The sequence below is a fragment of the Ferrovibrio sp. genome, assembly GCF_035304305.1.
Taxonomy (GTDB): domain Bacteria; phylum Pseudomonadota; class Alphaproteobacteria; order Ferrovibrionales; family Ferrovibrionaceae; genus Ferrovibrio.
On record NZ_DATGQG010000087.1, the window covers coordinates 34,064 to 52,296 of the forward strand.

At 63.8% G+C, this 18,233-nt stretch carries 10 protein-coding genes; 1 reads left to right on the forward strand and 9 read right to left on the reverse strand.

The annotated features are described in order from the left end of the window. Window position 1: 1 nt before the first annotated feature. Genes treY through VKZ87_RS10615 form a run of 6 tightly spaced genes read right to left on the reverse strand, consistent with a single transcriptional unit; the run spans window position 2 to window position 13,989 of the window. Window positions 2-2,734 (reverse strand): malto-oligosyltrehalose synthase, encoded by a 2,733-nt coding sequence (gene treY, locus VKZ87_RS10590; RefSeq protein WP_324221223.1) that lies wholly within the window; start codon window positions 2,732-2,734, stop codon window positions 2-4. After that, window positions 2,734-4,518 carry a malto-oligosyltrehalose trehalohydrolase gene (treZ, locus tag VKZ87_RS10595; protein ID WP_324221224.1) on the reverse strand — a complete coding sequence of 595 codons (1,785 nt, stop codon included), beginning with the start codon at window positions 4,516-4,518 and terminating at the stop codon, window positions 2,734-2,736. The genes treY and treZ overlap by 1 nt, the downstream gene beginning before the upstream one ends. After that, entirely contained in the window at window positions 4,515-6,593 is a 2,079-nt protein-coding gene (gene glgX, locus VKZ87_RS10600) for a glycogen debranching protein GlgX (RefSeq protein ID WP_324221225.1), read from the reverse strand. The genes treZ and glgX overlap by 4 nt, the downstream gene beginning before the upstream one ends. Before the next feature lie 3 nt (window positions 6,594-6,596). Beyond that, entirely contained in the window at window positions 6,597-8,747 is a 2,151-nt protein-coding gene (gene glgB / locus VKZ87_RS10605; RefSeq protein ID WP_324221226.1) for a 1,4-alpha-glucan branching protein GlgB, read from the reverse strand. Beyond that, entirely contained in the window at window positions 8,744-12,052 is a 3,309-nt protein-coding gene (gene treS / locus VKZ87_RS10610) for a maltose alpha-D-glucosyltransferase (protein WP_324221227.1), read from the reverse strand. The genes glgB and treS overlap by 4 nt, the downstream gene beginning before the upstream one ends. After that, window positions 12,049-13,989 carry an alpha-1,4-glucan--maltose-1-phosphate maltosyltransferase gene (locus tag VKZ87_RS10615; protein WP_324221228.1) on the reverse strand — a complete coding sequence of 647 codons (1,941 nt, stop codon included), beginning with the start codon at window positions 13,987-13,989 and terminating at the stop codon, window positions 12,049-12,051. Before VKZ87_RS10615 ends, treS begins: the two co-directional genes overlap by 4 nt. Window positions 13,990-14,114: 125 nt before the next feature. Between VKZ87_RS10615 and malQ the strand changes: the two genes are divergently transcribed. Beyond that, complete coding sequence (gene malQ, locus VKZ87_RS10620; RefSeq protein WP_324221229.1) at window positions 14,115-16,142, forward strand: 4-alpha-glucanotransferase; 2,028 nt, start codon at window positions 14,115-14,117, stop codon at window positions 16,140-16,142. Here malQ and aroQ read toward each other — a convergent pair. The 3 genes from aroQ to VKZ87_RS10635 all read right to left on the reverse strand — a co-directional run. Then, window positions 16,069-16,503 (reverse strand): type II 3-dehydroquinate dehydratase, encoded by a 435-nt coding sequence (gene aroQ, locus VKZ87_RS10625; protein ID WP_324221230.1) that lies wholly within the window; start codon window positions 16,501-16,503, stop codon window positions 16,069-16,071. The two genes, malQ and aroQ, sit on opposite strands and share 74 nt — an antisense overlap. A 14-nt stretch (window positions 16,504-16,517) precedes the next feature. Then, window positions 16,518-17,819, reverse strand: coding sequence for a TRAP transporter large permease (locus VKZ87_RS10630; protein ID WP_324221231.1), 1,302 nt, complete (start codon window positions 17,817-17,819; stop codon window positions 16,518-16,520). Beyond that, on the reverse strand, window positions 17,816-18,233 hold a 418-nt coding region (locus tag VKZ87_RS10635), incomplete at its 5' end, for a TRAP transporter small permease (protein ID WP_324221232.1). The genes VKZ87_RS10635 and VKZ87_RS10630, both read right to left, overlap by 4 nt.

Genomic DNA, 18,233 nt, shown 5'->3' on the forward strand with positions numbered 1-18,233 from the left:
GTCAGGGTCCGGAGACGAACACACCAACCGGAAAATGCGCGAAGCCTTCCCCCAGCACAATATGGCCGCGATGAGTCTTGCCCGGAGTCTGCAGGCAATCGACGAAAGCGCCATCCGCAGGCAGGTTGATGGTCGTATCGCCCCAGGCTGCCCCCTGGATCCATTGCCGGCCACCTTCCGAGAGTCCGGCGAGCAGCCGCCCGGCTGCGATGATGACCGTGCGGCCAGCATGGCTGCGGCTGAAGGCGATTACGGACCCGGCCCGAGTCCCCGTGACGTCCACCGGCTGGTAATCTCCTGAAGTGAAAATTTCCGGCTGGCGTTTGCGAAGCCGCAGCAATGTCTCCAGCAGCCGCAGCTTGATCCGGCCATCCGGCCAGTCCGCGGCCAGAGTCGCCCAGTCCGGATTCGGAGTCTGCGCCAGCACCTGCTGCCGCGCGGGGTAATCGACCGGCCTGCGGTTATCCGGATCGACAAAGGACAGATCCCAGAACTCGGTGCCCTGATAGACGTCCGGAACGCCAGGCATCATCATCTTGATCGCAACCTGGCTGAGGCTGTTCAGAGCGCCGAGCAGGGACGTCCGGCGGGCAAAGTCCGCGAAGTCAACACTGAACTCAGGAGAGCGAACGGGATCGAGAAGCCCCCGCAGAAAGCTTTCGACGACCTTCTCATAATCCTCGTTCGGGTAATGCCATGAGGTTTCCTGCTTGCCCTCCCGCATGGCCTTGACCGTATACGCGACCGCACGATCGGCGAAATCAACCTCATCCTTCAGCGGCCAGGCTCCGAGCAGCGCCTGATAGAGCAGATATTCGTGATCCGCCGAAGGGGCGCGCTGCCCGGACAGATCGCCCAGCAGGGGCTGGTTCCAGCGCTGCCAGCGTTGCACGGCCTCCTGCCATTCGTCGGCCATCTCCGACAGGGCGGCAAGGCGCAGCCGGGCATCCTCGCCGCGCTTCATGTCATGGGTCGCAGTTGCGGTCAGGCCATGGGGCTGCTGGTCCAGACGCTGCCGCATGGCGCGATGGAAACCGGAGCCATCGAGCCCGCCGCCATCGGGATGCCCGCCCACCTCGTTCAGTCCGATCAGGCGGGTATAGCGGTAGAAGCAGGTATCCTCGAGCGACTTGGCCATCACCGGCCCGGTGAACTGCTGCAGCTTTCCGATGAACCGACTGATGCGACGGCGACTGTAGCCGCGCGTTTTCTGCAACAGGTCAAGGGTGAAAAGGTCCTGCAGGAAATCGAACAACGCCGACTCGATCCGCGGCGCTGCCTTTCGTGCCGCTGAAATCGCGCTCCGGATGATCGCCCGATCCTGATCGGAGGCGCCATTTTCCGGCGTCACATAAGTCCGGTAGACCGGCAGCGCCCGGACATAGGCGAGAAGTGCGGAACGGAGCTGTTCGGCCGTGAAGTCCTGGCTGCGTGCATGGCCGGCCGCGATGCGGCGCAGAAGCCGCACAAGGGTGGCGAGCTCGCCGGCAAACATCGTGGCGATCACCTCGGCTTTTGCGCTCTGCTCGATGTCCTCATAAGAGGCTTGCTGGCCGGTGAAGGCACGCCAGGCTGTGTCCAGCCGCGTCAGGCCGTCATCCGAAACGAACAGCCGTGCAATGGCATTCATCCATTCATAGCCCGTGGTGCCGGCAACGGATGGAAACTGCGGCAGCGCCTCGTCCCTGCCGAGGATTTTCTCGATCACGATGTAGAAATCGGACGGCGCACCGCATTGCACGGCGTGATCCCCCAGCATTCTGCAATAACCGACCGGGTCATACAGGCCATCCACATGATCGAGGCGGATTCCCTGCAGCCTGCCGGCGCGGATCAGATCGCCGACCAGTCTGTGGGTTGCTTCAAAGACCGCCGGATCTTCCATGCGCAGCCCGGCCAGATCGTTAATATCGAAGAAACGGCGGTAATTGATCTCGCTGCCCGAACTGCGCCAGTAGGCGGGCATGTAATGCTGCCGCAGAAGAAGCCGGTGCAACCGATGCCGCGCGACAGCACCGGAGCAGGCATCGTAGGCCGACAGGACGGAATCCATGGCCGCTGCAAGCCGCGGCATGCCGGCCAGCGCGGCCTTCAGCTTGTCCGCCGCGCTCCTGTCCGTTTGCAGCGCCCGGGGCGAAAGCCGAAGCTCGGGCAGCTCGGCCATGCCTGCCACCTGCCGGAGCAGGGCCGGATAATCCGCCGGGCGCACCGGCAGGCGATGTTCGAAATACCGGATAGAGAAGCTGCCCTGCTCGACATCGAAGGCGAGTTTCAGCTCGCCCTCTTCCAGCACCTGCCCGTAGGGCTTGCCCAGGATCGGCAGTGTCACCGCCGGGCGGCGGCGTCCGGGAGCAGCTCTCCAGTCGATGTCGAAGAAAAACGCGTAAGGCGAGGCCGGCCCCCACTCCAGCACATCGAGCCACCAGGCATTATCGGTGCGGCCGATCCCCATGTGATTGGGTACGAAGTCGAGGATGAGGCCCAGACCGGCTTCGGCCAGGGCCCCACAGAAGCGGTCGAATTCTGCCTCGCCGCCGAATTGCGGGTCGATCCGGTTGTGGTCGACCACGTCGTAACCGTGCGTGCTACCCTCCCGCGCCTGCAGGAAGGGGGAGGCATAGACATGGCTGATGCCGAGATCCCTGAGATACGGCACCAGCGCTGCAGCCTGCCGGAAGCCGAAATCCTTGCTGAACTGCAGCCGGTAGGTGGCGGTCGGTATCGCGGGCGGCATCAGTCCTGCCCGATCTGCCAGAATACCGACCAGGGTTCGAGATCGGCGGCCGGCGGCGTACCCCAGATCGGCATACCTGAGCGTCGCGTGGCGGGGAGTCTTGCCGGCCGGTCGCCGAGATTGGCCAGGAGATGGAGACGGCTGCCATCGCCGAGCCGCCAGCTGGCAACGACGGCACCGTCGCCATCATCCCGCGCGGCTTCCTGCCGGCCCGCGATGCCAGTCAGCCGGGGCACGATCTGCTGCCGGCGTATCGTCAGCAGGCGCCGGACCAAATCGAGGCGGGCACGATGCTTCGGCTGACGCAGGTCCCCCCAGTCGAGCTTGGCCATATTGAATGTTTCGATCTGCATCGGATTGGGCAGCGTCCTGCCGGGCGGCAACCGCGCGAAGATGTCCTGGAACTCGCGTTTGCGGCCCTCCTCGACCGCCTTGGCCAGGTCGCCGGTGAAATCGCAGAAGAACGGGAATGGCTGCTCCGCACCCCATTCCTCGCCCATGTAGAGCATGGGTGGCATCGGCAGCAGCAGCGTGATCGCCAGCGCGGCCTCGATGGCGGGGGCGGGTGCCAGCGTCTCGAGACGGTCTCCGAAAGGGCGGTTTCCGATCTGGTCGTGGTTCTGGAGGAAGTTGACGAAAGCAACAGGTGGCAGGTTTGTACTGTCCTCCCCGCGCGGCAGGGAGCCGCGATGAGGCGACGGCTCGCCCTGATAGGCAAAGCCGCTGCTCAGACAGCGCAGCAGATGCCGCCGCGGCGCATCGGCATAGTCGCCGTAATAGCCCGCCTTTTCCCCGGTCAGCAGGACATGCCAGGCGTGGTGGTAATCGTCGTTCCACTGCGCGCGATACCGCCCTGCCCCGGGATCGCCACCCGGATCGAGCAGCCGCGCGGCATTGTCGTCATTCTCGAGCACGAGATGGATATGGCGGCCGGTCTCCCGGGCCAGCCGGTCCACGGCGCGGCTCATTTCCTCGAGGATAGGCGGATCGCCGACTTCGGTGATCGCATGCACCGCATCGAGCCGCAATCCGTCGAAGCGATAGTCGTCCAGCCAGTGCAATGCGTTGTCCACGGCGAAGGCGCGGACTTCCGGAACCCGGTAGTCGATCGCGCCGCCCCAGGGCGTCATCCGGTCCCTGGTGAAGAAGGCTGGCGCGTAGCGCGGCAGGTAATTCCCCTCCGGTCCGAAATGGTTATAGACGACATCCAGGAAGATCATCAGGCCGCGCTCATGCGCCGCATCGATCATCGCCTTCAGGTCCTCCGGGCGGCCATAGACACTGTCCGGAGCATAGGGCAGGACGCCATCGTAACCCCAGTTGCGACGACCGGGGAAATCGGACAGCGGCATCAGTTCGATCGCCGTGATTCCGGTCTCGACGAGGTGATCCAGATGATCGATGACGCCCCTGTAGGTACCCTCTGCCGAGAAGGTGCCGACATGCAACTCGAGAAAGACACATTCCTGCCAGGGGCGTCCGCGCCAGGACTCCGTCCGCCATGGGTAACGATGATCGATGACCTCGCTGGGGCCATTCACGTCATCCGGCTGGAAGGCAGCTGCCGGGTCGGGAACATCGATCTCGTCATCGATCCGGAACTGGTACCGGGTGCCGGCGCCTGCATGAGACTCCGTGCGCGAGAACCAGCCATCGGCATCGGCCTTCATCGGCGCCCTGCGGCTATCGATGACAAGATCGACGCGTTTCGCAGCCGGTGCCCAGAGGCGGAATTCAACACCGCCGTCGGACAGCAGCCGCGGCCCGTGCCGCGCTTCCCTCACGGCTCGCCGCCCAGAAGCGACACCGACCGCATCGGTGCCGGAAAGGCCTCTCCGCATGCAAAAACCTCACTCTGGAGTTCGCCGCCGCGCGGCGCGGTGCTGAACAGGCAGGACCAGCGACCGAAGCCCGGCCAGTCCGGAAGAACCTGCTCGATGACGCCGGCCGAGCCGTTGATGGCAATGAGCACGGGCGGCGCGCCGCGTTCGCGGGGTCCGATCAGGTAGGCCAGAAAGCGGGCCGCCGGAAAATGCCAGTCGGTCTGGTCCATTTCACTGCCATCCGGTTTCAGCCAATGGACAGAATAGGGCTCTCCCGGTTGCCCGCCCGTCAGCCAGCGTTGCGATGCGATCTGGGGAAAACGCCGTCGCAGGGCGATCAGTTCCGCGATCATCGGCGTGAGATCGCGCTTCGGGTCCCCCCGTCCGCTCCAGTCGGTCCAGCCGGTTTCATTGTCCTGGCAATAGGCGTTGTTGTTGCCGCCCTGGCTGTTGTTGACCTCGTCGCCGGCGAGGATCAGCGGCACGCCCTCGGCCAGCAGCAGGCAGGCCATCAGGTTCTGCTGCAGCCGCAGGCGACGCTTCAGGATGACGGGATCGTTGCTCGGTCCTTCCACGCCGCAGTTCTGGCTGTGATTTTCATCGCTGCCGTCGCGATTGCCCTCGCCATTCTGCTCGTTGTGCTTCTCCTCGTGGCTGACGAGGTCGTTCAGCGTGAAGCCGTCATGCACGGTAATGTGGTTTATGCTGGCGCGCGGCGTCTGGCCGCCATGCTTGAAGAGATCGTCCGAGCCGACCATGCGGCGTGCCAGTTCGCCGATCATGCTTTTTTCGCCGCGCCAGAAGCGTCGCTGCGCCTCCCGGAACTTGTCGTTCCACTCCGACCAGCCTTTCGGGTACCGCCCCACCTGGTAGCCGCCCGGACCGAGATCCCACGGTTCCGCCACCAGCTTGATCTTGGAGAGGACCGGGTCCTGGCGGATCGCGGCGAAGAAGGCGGCGTTCGGATTGAATCCGTTCGCATCCCTGCCCAGCGTAGTGGCAAGATCGAAGCGGAAACCGTCGATGTGGTAGTTGACCACCCAGTGGCGGAGGGAATCCATCACCATCTGCAGGACATAGGGCTGGGTCAGGTTCAGCGTATTGCCGCAGCCGGTGTAGTCCTCGTAATAGCGGCGGTTGTCGTGCCGGAGCCAGTAATAGGAGGCATTGTCGATACCGCGGAAACACAGCGTCGGGCCGAGATGGCTTCCCTCGGCGGTGTGGTTGTACACGACATCGAGAATGACCTCGATCCCGGCATCATGCAGACGCGCGATCGTTGACTTGAAAGCAGCCGGGGTGTTGTCGGGCCCATAACGCGGCTCCGGCGCGAAGAAGCCGATGGTGTTGTAACCCCAGTAGTTCTTCAGCCCGCGTTCCACCAGTTGCCGGTCATCGACGAAGGCGTGGACAGGCAGCAGTTCGAGCGACGTCACCCCCAGACGTCTGAGATGCGCGATGACCCCGGGTGCCGCCAGGCCGCGGAACAGCCCCCGCCAGGCAGGCGGCACATCTTCGTTCTGGATCGTCAGGCCTTTGACATGGGCCTCGTAGAAGACCGTCTGGTCCCAGGGAATCCGCGGCGGACGGTCCCTGCCCCAGGTAAAGGCGTCATCGATGACCATGGACTTGAGCGCGCCACGGGCATTATCGCGCCGGTCAAACGAGAGATCGCCGCGCGGGCTGCCCATGCGGTATCCGAAATGTGCATCGCTCCAGACCGGACGCCCCGCGACGCGCTTGGCATAGGGATCGAGCAGCAGCTTGTAGGGATTGAAGCGGTGTCCCTGCCAGGGGTCATAGGGGCCATGGACCCGATACCCGTAGAGCTGTCCGGGGGAAACGTCAGGCAGGAAGCCATGCCAGACATCGTCGGTCCGCTCCGGCAACGGTATACGCTCAAGCTCGCGACGCCCCTGGGCGTCGAACAGGCATAACTCGACTTTTTCGGCATGAGCCGAGAACAGCGCGAAGTTCACCCCGCGACCGTCCCAGGTCGCCCCGAGCGTGTCGGCATAACCGGCCTGTATCCGCATTGATCAGCCCGGCACCAGAAACAGCGCCCCCAGCGGCGGCAGAGTCAGGCTGAGTTCAGGGGCGCCGGTCTCACCGACCGCAGCAGTGAGCTGGCCGCTGTTTCCGACATTGCTGCCTCCATAGAACTCGGAGTCGGTATTGAGAACCTCGCGCCACGGCCCGGCCGTCGGCACCGGGACGCGGTAGTCCTGATGCACGACCGGGGTGAAGTTGGCCACGATGAGACAGAGGTTCCCATCCTTTCGTCCCCGCCGGACCCAGGCAAAGACGCTGCGGGCAGAGTCATCGGCAACCATCCACTCGAACCCTTCCGGTTCCGCGTCCCGCTCATGCAGGGCCGACGTCGAGCGGTACAGCCGGTTCAGGTCGCGGACCAGAGCCTGCATGCCCCGATGAAGCGGCTGGTCCAGCAGATGCCAGTCCAGACTCTGGTCATGGTTCCACTCACGCTCCTGGGCGAATTCGCCCCCCATGAACAGCAGTTTCTTGCCCGGATGGCCGTACATGAAGGCGAAATAGGTTCGCAGATTGGCGAAACGCTGCCACTGGTCGCCCGGCATCCGGCCCAGCAGCGATCCTTTGCCATGGACAACTTCATCATGCGAAAGCGGCAGGATGAAGTTTTCCGAGAAGGCATAATGCAGGCCGAACAGGATCTCGCCGTGATGATGGCTGCGATAGACCGGATCACGGCTGATATATTTCAGCGTGTCGTGCATCCAGCCCATGTTCCACTTGTATCCGAACCCGAGACCGCCCCATTCCACCGGGCGGGAGACCTGCGGCCAGGCCGTGGATTCCTCCGCCATCGTGGTGGCGTCGGGGAAACGGCCGAAGACGAGCGTGTTGGTCCGGCGGAGAAACTCGATGGCTTCCAGGTTCTCCCGTCCGCCGTGACGATTGGGTACCCAGCCGCCCGCCGGCCGGCTGTAATCCAGGTACAGCATGGATGCCACGGCATCGACACGCAGGCCGTCGACGCCGTAGCGATCGAGCCAGAACAGCGCGTTCGATGTCAAGAAGTTTACAACCTCCGTGCGGCCGTAGTTGTAGATCAGCGTGTCCCAGTCGAGATGCTTGCCCTGCCGGGGATCGGCATGCTCGTAAAGCCCCGTTCCGTCGAAGCTGGCCAGACCATGAGGATCATCGGGGAAATGGCCGGGAACCCAGTCCAGGATGACTGACAGGCCGGCCCGGTGACAGGCATCGACGAGCAGCGCAAAGTCTTCCGGCGAACCGAACCGGCTGGTGGGGGCATAAAGGCCTGTCGGCTGGTAACCCCAGGAGCCGTCGAAGGGATGCTCCATGACCGGCAGCAGTTCGAGATGGGTAAAGCCGATATCCGCCGCATAGGCGGGCAGCTGCTCTGCCAGTTCGCGGTAGCTCAGCCAGCGATTGCCATCGCCGCGCCGCCATGAACCCAGATGGACTTCCAGGATCGAGATCGGACTGTCGAGCCGGTTGGCGCCCTTCACGCCCGCAGCCGGCCGGGGGATTTTTTTCAGATCCGCGACAATCGACGCGGTACCCGGTCGCATCTCCGCCGCGAAAGCGAACGGATCGGCCTTGGGCGGCAGCAGATGGCCATCGGCTCCAAGGATCTCGTATTTGTACTTCTGCCCCGGCCGGGCCTCGGGCACGAAGATTTCCCAGCACCCATTGCCGCGGGCCCGCATGGCATGCCGCCGGCCATCCCAGAAATTGAACTCGCCGATCACGCTGACTCGTCTGGCGTTTGGCGCCACCACCACGAAGGCAACACCCTCGACCCCTTCCATGACCCGCGGATGGGCGCCCAGGATTTCATAAGCCTGCTGATGGGTTCCCTCACCAAGGAGATAGAGATCGAAATCCGACAGAACCGGCGGAAAGCGGTACGGATCTTCCAGCTCTACAGTCTCATCGCCAAACTGCGCCTTCAGCCGGTATGGCCCGTCAGGTGCCCGCGCCCTGCCCTCGAACAATCCCGCCTCATGCAGTGGCTGCAGCTGGAACTCGCTGCCCTTCGACGGCAGCACCGCCACGCTGATCGCGGTCGGCAGATAGGCCCGGACGACAGTCTCCTCGGCGTCGCGATGCGGGCCGAGATAGGCGAAGGGATCGCTGTGGCGCCCTTCGATGATGGCCCAGGCTTCCGGCGTCAGCTTGCTCATCGCGGCAGTTCCTCACCCGGAAACAGCAATTCCCACATGCCGATCAGCGGGACATGCAGCCAGCCCGGCCGGTTGGCGAGTTCGTATCCAACCTCGTAGACCACCTTCTCCAGCAGCAGGAAGCGCAGCCATTCATCGAAAGCGGTCTGCCCGGAGGGGATGAGATCTGACTCGCCGATACGGTCGCGATAACTGCGCAGGAATTCGGCAATCGCCTCGCGCCGCCATTGCAATGCGGCGTCGTAGATCTGCCCCGCACCGTCCGGCATGGTCTGGATCATGCGGTCCACCGCCGACAGCGCCGCATAGTCCAGGGAGCGGAGCAGCCCGGCGACATCACGCAGCGGTGACGCCTTCCGCCGCCGCTCCTCCATGCTGCGTTCCGGCTCGCCTTCGAAATCGATCAGGAAAACGTCGTCGCTGACGATCATGATCTGGCCAAGATGGAAGTCGCCATGATGGCGCGCCTTCTGCGCACCGGTAATATCCGGCTGTGCAGCCCGGACACGCTGCATTGCCTCGGCGCGCCGCTCCGACAGCCCGCGAGCCAGGGGACGGGACCGGTCCGAAATATGGGCCGAGGTCTGCTCCAGCCGGCTGAAGAGGCTTTCCAGATTCCTCGTGAGCCGGTCCCGGAGCGCATCGATATCGGCTTCAAGAACGGGCTCCGGGATGAAGGCAGGATCACCGTCCGCGTCCGCCAGGGCGAGATGCAGTTCGGCCAGCCGCGTCCCGATCTGCTGCATCCGCGGCATGTAGCTGCCATGCCTGGCTGCAGCAGCTTCGGGCTGGCTCTCAAGCAGGTGATACTCCTCCAGATAGCGGTCGAGGTAGTTGGCGGTCAGGGTCCAGCCGTCGCCCTGGTTCCAGACGAAACTCTGCACCACGGCGAGCGCGTACCGGCCGTCGTCCATCACGGCCTCCAGCGTGCCCAGCAGCAGAGGCGTGTTGCGATAGGACATCCTGGCCAGATGACGGCCGATCTCGATATCGGGATTCATCCCTCCCTGCAGGCGCCGGTACCATTTGATTACAAAGGCCTCGTCGACAATGACCGAGGAATTGCTCTGTTCGACACCCATCGCCCGGGCATTCTCGATCGCCGGGGCTTCGCCCGAGAATGCCGCCGTAGGACGGAACTCAAGGCGGCAGCCGGCGCTGTCGATCGTGGCGCCGGCATGGATACGCGACAGCAGCCAGACGGCGAGATCCTTCTCGCCCACCGCGTTCAGCAATGCCCCCTGCCGGGGGCCGCGCCGCACCACAGCGACGATGGACGATGCCGGCGCACTGCGTGTCTGTCTCGACCATTCCCAGTGTACGCCCAGCGGCAGCTGGTACCGGCTCGAACCCTCGGGTGACGGGACGTCCACGATGGCGAGCGCGTACTCGCCGCCGGCATTCTCGGCCGGGATGACGGCTTTCAGCCGCGGCGCGATCACCCGCTGTTCCTTGCCCGCAAACCAGCGCTGGGCAGAGAGGTAGGCCGGCAGGGCATCGGCCTCGAGGGCCTGACGCACGGCAGTGTTGCCCAGCGAGTTCCAGGAATTCGTCCAGACCAGCGTCGTATAGGCCGGCAGCAGGGTCCGCGTGGTCGGCACCGGCTCGTCGCCGCTGCAGAGCTGGAACCAGAAAAAACCATAGGGAGCCAGGGTCACGGTGAAGGGCGTGCTGCCAATCTTGGGAAACGTCGTGCGACCGAGCATTTCCAGCGGCACGCGCCCGGCCCAGGCGGAAAGGTCGATTTCGACGGCCTGCGCCGACCGCGACAGATTGGCGATGCAGAGGATCACTTCCTCTCCGCACTGCCGGAGATAGACCAGGACGGACCGGTTCTCCGGCCGCAGGAAGGTCAGTGTTCCGCGACCGAAACAATGCGTCGACTTGCGGACCGCAATGATGCGTTTCATCCAGCTCAGGAGCGAGGCGATGTTCTTCGACTGCGCTTCAACATTCACCGCCTGGTATCCGTAGATCGGATCCATGATCGCCGGCAGATACAGCTGCGCCGGGTCGCTTTGCGAAAAGCCGCCGTTGCGGTCCGGCGTCCACTGCATCGGCGTCCGCACGCCATTGCGGTCGCCGAGAAAGATATTGTCCCCCATCCCGATCTCGTCGCCGTAGTAGATGATCGGCGTACCCGGAAAGGAGAAGAGCAGGCTGTTCACCAGCTCGATCTTGCGCCGGTCGTTATCCATCAGCGGCGCCAGCCGGCGCCGGATGCCGAGATTGATACGGGCCCGGGGCGAGGCGGCATAGGTGCTCCAGAGGTAGTCGCGCTCCTCGTCCGTCACCATCTCCAGCGTCAGTTCGTCGTGATTGCGCAGAAAGAGCGCCCATTGGCAGTTCTCCGGAATCTCCGGGGTCTGCCGCATGATGTCGGTGATCGGATGCCGGTCCTCGGCGGCGATGGCCATGTAGATTCGCGGCATCAGGGGAAAGTGATAGGCCATGTGGCATTCATCGCCTTCCCCGAAATAGGCACTCACGTCCTCCGGCCACTGGTTTGCCTCGGCCAGCAGCAGGCGGCCCGGCGCATAGGCATCAAGTTCGGCGCGGAGTTTCTTGATGATCGCGTGCGTTTCGGGAAGATTCTCGTTGTTGGTGCCCTCGCGCTCGCAGAGATACGGAATGGCATCGAGCCGGAAGCCGTCCACCCCCTTGTCCAGCCAGAAATGCATGATCTGGGTGATGGCATCCACGACATCCGGGTTGTCGAAATTGAGGTCCGGCTGATGCGAGAAGAAGCGGTGCCAGTAATAGGCGCCGGCCTCCGCATCCCAGGTCCAGTTCGACTTCTCGGTATCGGTGAAAATGATCCGCGTATCGGTGTATTTCTGGTCCGTATCGCTCCAGACATACCAGTCCCGGTACCGCGATCCCGGCCTGCTGCGGCGCGCCCGCTTGAACCATGGATGCTGATCGGAGGTGTGGTTGACGACCAGTTCAATGATGACCCGAAGGCCGCGCCGTTTCGCCTCGGTCAGGAAGCGGCGGAAGTCCGACATCGTACCGAAGGCGGAATTCAGCTTGCGGTAATCGGCAATGTCATAGCCGTCATCGAGCCCCGGGCTTTCGTAGAAGGGCAGCAGCCAAAGCGCCGTCACGCCGAGCGACTGCAGGTAATCGAGCCGGCTGGTCAGACCGGCAAAATCCCCGATGCCATCGCCGGTGCTGTCGGCGAAAGCTTTCACATGCAGCTGATAAATGATGGCATCCTTGTACCAGGTCGGATTGCCGGCATCCTCCTGGCCGCCCCTCCGCAGGGTGGTGACGACATCGTTGCCGGACAGGGGAGCATTCATGACAGGCACCGGAAGATCAGCATCGGATCGTCGGTCGGGTCGATGCGGAGGCGGATGCCGCCCCATTCGAGCGTATGCCTTGCACCCGTCACGAGATTCTCGATGGCGGTGACGGGCTTCCGGTTGCCTACCGGCCCGATGTCGATGCCGCCGAAATGGAACCAGAACTCCTTCGGCTCACTGCCCTCAACCGAGATCGCAACCGCCACGGCGTTGCTGCCGTCAACGGAGTCCTTGACGAAACCCATCACCCGGTCGTGGTCGACCTGGGCAAGACGCAGGTTGTTCGTCTGCAGCAGCGCTGGGTTTTCTCGGCGGATCCTGTTCAGCCGGGCGATGAATGGCTTGATGTTTCCAGGCCGGTTCCAGTCGCGCGTCCTGTACTCGTATTTTTCGGAATTCAGATATTCCTCCTTGCCGGGGATCGGCTCATGCTCGAGCAGCTCGAAACCGTTGTAGATCCCGTATGTGGAGGAGAGCGTCGCAGCGAGCGCGAACCGCGCCTTGAACGCCCAGGGTTCGCCGCCCTGCAGATGCCAGGGAAGGATGTCGGGCGTGGTGACGAAAAAGTTCGGCCGGAAGAACTCCCGCGTCGGAAAACTGGTCAGCTCGCTGATGTATTCCGAAAGCTCGGCCTTGTGCGTGCGCCAGGTGAAGTAGGTGTAGGACTGGCTGAATCCGAACTTGGCCAGCGCCTTCATTACCTTGGGTCGGGTGAAGGCTTCCGACAGGAAGATGACGCCGGGATCTTCCCGCTGGACCTCGGCGATCATCCACTCCCAGAACGGAAACGGCTTGGTATGGGGATTGTCGACGCGGAAGATGCGCACACCCTGCCGCACCCAGAAGAGCACAATGTCCCGCAGGGCCATCCAGAGACCAGCCGCGTCCTTGCAGTGGAAGTCCACATTCACGATGTCTTCGTATTTCTTCGGCGGATTTTCGGCGTAACGGATGGAGCCATCCGGACGATGGCGGAACCATTCGGGATGCTCGCGCAACCATGGATGATCCGGCGAGCATTGCACCGCGAAATCGAGGGCAACCTCCATGCCATGCTCGCGGCAAGCCGAAACCAGGCGACGGAAATCGTCGAGCGTCCCCAGTTCAGGATGGATGGCGTCATGGCCGCCCTCTGCCGAGCCTATGGCATAGGGGCTGCCCGGATCACCGGGCTCTGACGTCAGGCTGTTGTTGCGCCCCTTGCGCGCCGTCCGCCCGATCGGATGGATCGGTAGCAGATAGAGCACATCGAATCCCATTGCCGCGATGTCGGGCAGCCTGGCGATGCAGTCATCGAAGGTGGCGCTGCGACCGGGCACCTGTCCCTGGCTGCGCGCCATGATCTCGTACCAGGCTCCGGCACGGGCCCGCACCCGCTCGACCATCAAAGGAAAAACCGGACTGGTGACCAGATTGCCGCGCGGCTGGGCCCGCTGCATGGCCTCGCCGAGTTCGGGTGCCAGCCAGGCATCCGGGGCGTCCTGCTCCGGTGGCCTAACGCCTGCCTCGGCCAGCATCAGCCGGCCTTCGTCGAGTTCGACACTCACATCCTGACCGGCCTCGATGCGACGCCTGAGATCGCGCTGCCAGGTTGCGAAAGGATCACTCCAGGCTTCGATGTGGAAGCTGTAACGCCCCGGCTCGGGCGGCACGAACCGCCCGTGCCAGCGGTCGTTCTCATGGTGAAGCATAGGCGTGGATTGGGAGGCCGCGCCGCCCTCGCGACGCCAGACGAGGCTTGCCAGCGTCACCTCCGTGCCATCACGGAAGATATCCGCCCAGACACCGACCGCCTCGCCGGCGATCCGCTTCGCCGGGAAACGGCCGCCGTTGATCACCGGATAAACATCTTCGATGACATATTGCGGCGCTGAGACCGGAACCGGGCTGACCGGCTTTTTCTCGGTGGAACTGTAGCGACGCTGGAGATTCACGGGACCTGCCTGCCGGGGCGTTTTCACTCGAGCCAATAAGCCGGGCGAAAAGCCTTTGTTCCCTCCCTCGATGCAGGCAGGAACATTCATATCCGCCCCCAGTTATTCGGCGGAGGAGGCATCCCGTGACAGAAGATTCCGTCGCAGCACTGGCCGAGGCCGCAGGTCTCGAGCTGTCCTATACGGCATTCGACGGCTCTGTCCGGCAGGCAGACGAAGCCGTCCTGCGCGATCTGGCCGCCGATATCCTCCCTCCGGCAGACAAGGAACCCGTCACCCCGCCCCGCTATGTCATTCTGCGGCAGAGTGACGCCCTGACTGCCGCAGCGTTGGGCATCGGCTCATTGCAATGGCAGATCCTGTGCGGCAAAGAAATCGTCTGCGACAGCGAGACAACGCCCCGGGCGCTGCCGCCAGGGATCTACACGGTCCGTTCGCAGAAGCCGGCGTCGGAGTTCAGGCTTGTCATCGCGCCGTCCCAGGCCTATCAGCCGCCAGCCGGCACCGGTGGACGACGCATCTGGCTCATTGCCGTCCAGCTCTACGGCATCCGCTCCGGACGCAATTGGGGGCATGGTGACTTTTCCGATCTGTCTGACCTGCTGCGCCTTGCCGCCTCGGCGGGCGCCGGCGGCGTCGGCGTCAATCCCCTGCATGCGCTGTTTCCGTCCCGTCCGGTGGAGGCCAGCCCTTATTCACCAAGCAGCCGCGTCTTCCTGAACCCGCTCTACATCGACGTGACGGCAGTGCCGGGCTTTCCCGAAGCGGAGGCCGCAACTTGGCAGCGGGAACTGGCATCGCTGCGGGCCACTGACCTGGTGGACTATCCGCGGGTGGCCGCGCTGAAACGCCATGCGCTGCGGCTGGCCTATGACCGCTTCCAGACCCATCCGCCGCCGGAACAGGCCCATGATTTTGCAGCCTTCCGCGAGTCCGCCGGGCCGGAACTGCGCCGCTTTGCCGTCTACGAGGTTCTGTGCGAGCGGCTGGGTACCGCTTGGCGCGACTGGCCGGAGCGCTGGCGCCATCCGGATGCCGGGGCTATCGCCGCCCTGGCGGCTTCGGCGCCGATCGACATCGGGTTCGTCGAATTCCAGCAATGGCAGGCACACCGTCAGCTTGAGGCCTGCCGCAATCTCGCCAAGGCCCTGCAGCTGCCGCTCGGGCTCTACCTGGATTTTGCCGTCGGCATCCACCCGGACGGGTTCGACGTCTGGAATGACCCCGAAGCTTTCCTGACCGAGGCCTCGGTCGGCGCGCCACCGGATCTGCTCAACCGGGGCGGTCAGGACTGGGGACTGGCCTGCTTCAATCCGCGCACCCTGCAGGCCCGCGGCTACGAACCGTTCCGCCATTCCCTGCGGGCCGCCATGCAGTTCTCGGGCGCCATGCGGTTCGACCATATCCTCGGCCTGAACCGCCTCTATCTCATCCCGCGCGGGCGCGATCCGCGCAACGGCGCCTATCTGCGCTTTCCCATCCGCGAGCTGCTCGCCGTGATGGCGATCGAGAGCGTGCGCCATGAATGCCTGGTCATCGGCGAGGATCTGGGAACGGTACCCGAGGGTCTGCGGGACATTCTCGATGAATGGGGCATCTGGACCTATCTGATCCTGCTCTTCGAGCGCGACGAAGACGGAGGCATCCGGCCGGTGCAGGACTTCCCTGCCCGCGCACTGACCGCCTTCAACACTCATGACATGGCTACGTTTGCCGGCTGGTGGGCCGGGGAAGACCTGGAGGAAATGCGCAACGCAGGGCTGACGCTCGGAGAAACCCCTGAAGAGCGGGAAACGGCGCGCGAGGCGTTGCGATCGGCGCTCGCCGCGGCCGGCATCCGGAGCGGTGACCGGCCGGATTTCGCGGCCGTCGCACGGCTGATGGCCCGCAGCCCATGCGGCATACTCGCCATCGGCGCCGAAGACCTTGTGGGGTCGTCGAAGCAGCCGAACATGCCCGGCACCTGGAAGGAATACCCAAACTGGCGCTGGCGTCTGCCGGTTGCGATCGAGGAACTGCCGCACCAGCTCGGCTTTCGCGCCATCGCGGATGCGATGGCCGAGGAAGGCCGCGCTTTCGTTACCTCCGGCCGACCAGATCGATCATCGCCCGCACCGCAAAGGGATAGCCCTGCGGCCCAAGCCCGGCGATGACGGCTGTCGCAATCTTCGAAACCAGGGAATTGTGGTAGATCGCCTCGCGCCGGTGAATGTTCGAGATATGAAACTCGATGATCGGACCCGGAAACTGCTTCAACGCGTCGAGAATGGCGATCGATGTGAAGGTGAAGGCGGCAGGATTGATGATGATCCCGTCGGCCTCATCAATCGCCTCGTGAATCCAGTTGATGATCTCGCCTTCAATATTGGACTGATGGAAACGGATCGGCCGTTCGCCCGCCGCCTCGCGGCACATCGCCTCCACTTCCGCCAGGGTCGTGTGGCCATAGATTTCCGGCTCGCGCTTGCCCAGCCGGTTCAGATTCGGTCCGTTCAACACGAAAATGGGCTTCATGCATCACTCCATCGTTACCCCTGGTAGCCCAGCAGCCTCGGCAGCCACAGCACCAGTTCGGGAAAGAAGGTAATCAGCGCCAGCGACACGATCATCGCCCACAGGAAAGGCAGCGTGTCCCGCACGATATCGCGGATCGGCACCTCGGCGATGCGCGTCATCACGAACAGCAGCAGGCCGTAGGGCGGCGTGATCAGGCCAAGCATGATGTTGACCACCGCCATCACGCCGAAATGCACCATGTCGATCCCCAGAGCCTGCGCCGTCGGGATCAGGACCGGTACGATAACCAGCAGGATCGTCGTACCCTCCAGCAGGCAGCCCAGCAGCAGCAGCAACACGTTGACCAGAACCAGGAAGCCGAGCGGCGAGAGATCCCAGGTGGTCAGCAGTACCTTGATGCCTTCGGGGATATTCTCCACGGTGACGACATAGTTGAAGACCAGGGCGCCGGCGATCAGCATGCCGATGGACGCCGAAGTCCGCGCGCTGGCCAGAACCGAGCGGTAGAAGTCGCGGAAGCTGACGCTGCGATACAGCACTACCGAAATCACCAGCGCATAGGCTGCCGCCACCGCCGCCGCCTCCGTCGGCGTGGTTACGCCGCTGTAGATGCCGCCCAGCAGCACCACCGGCATCATCAGGCTTGGAAAGGCCTGCCAGGTGATGCGAGGCAGCTCGCGCAGGGGCGTGGGCGGCTCGACGGGGAAATTCTCCCGGCGCGCGCCCCAGGCGACGATGATCATCTGCGCCGCGGCCATGAGCAGACCGGGAATCACGCCGCCGAGGAACAGGTAGCCGATGGACGCATCGGATATCAGCGCAAAGAGGATCATCGGTATCGATGGCGGAATGATCGGCCCGATCACGGCGGTCGCGGCCGTGAGCGCTGCGGCGTAACTGGCGCGATACTTGCCGTCCGCCGTCATCATGTTCTGCATCAGCTTGCCGGTGCCGGCGGCGTCGGCGATGGCGGAACCTGACATGCCGGCGAAGATGATGCTCTGCAGCACATTCACCTGCGCCAGGCCCCCGCGGAAGCGGCCGACGATGGCATTGCAGAAACGCAGCAGCCGGTCGGTCATCGACCCGATATTCATCAGCTCGGCCGCGAGGACGAACAGCGGCACCGCAAGGATGACGTAATTGGTGTACATGCCGTTCAGCAGCTGCTCGGCGGCGGTGCCTAGGTCGAGGCCGGCGAGCCACAAATAGAGTATCGAGCCCGCGATCATGGCATGGCCGATGGGAAGACCAAGGAAAGCCAGGGTCGTCATCGCGACGATGGCGACAGAGAACGGGCTTGCGAAATTCATACGCCGGACGCTGCCTTGGTGGGGTCGATGTCCTGTCCCGTTCTGCCGCGCAGGGCCTGCCATGACAGCCAGAGATAGCGGATCAGGATGGCGACGACGAACAGGATGTAAATGGAATACAGCCAGTCCATCCGGATCCTGAGGTAGGCGGCCTTTTCCACCTTCATGAAGGTGACGTAATCCACGCTGGCCGGCAGGGATGCGGCATAGAGGATCACGGTGGAGATCGTGGCAACCAGCATCATCACCCGGCGGGTGCCGGGCCGGACGGCGCCGTAGATCAGGTCGAAGCGGATTTCCTCCTCCTCGCGGATGACGAAAGCCGCGCCCCACAGAACCAGCCAGATCCAGAGAACCGTGCTGACCTCATTGGTCCAGCCGATCGGCAGATTGAGGAGATAGCGGAAAGCGATC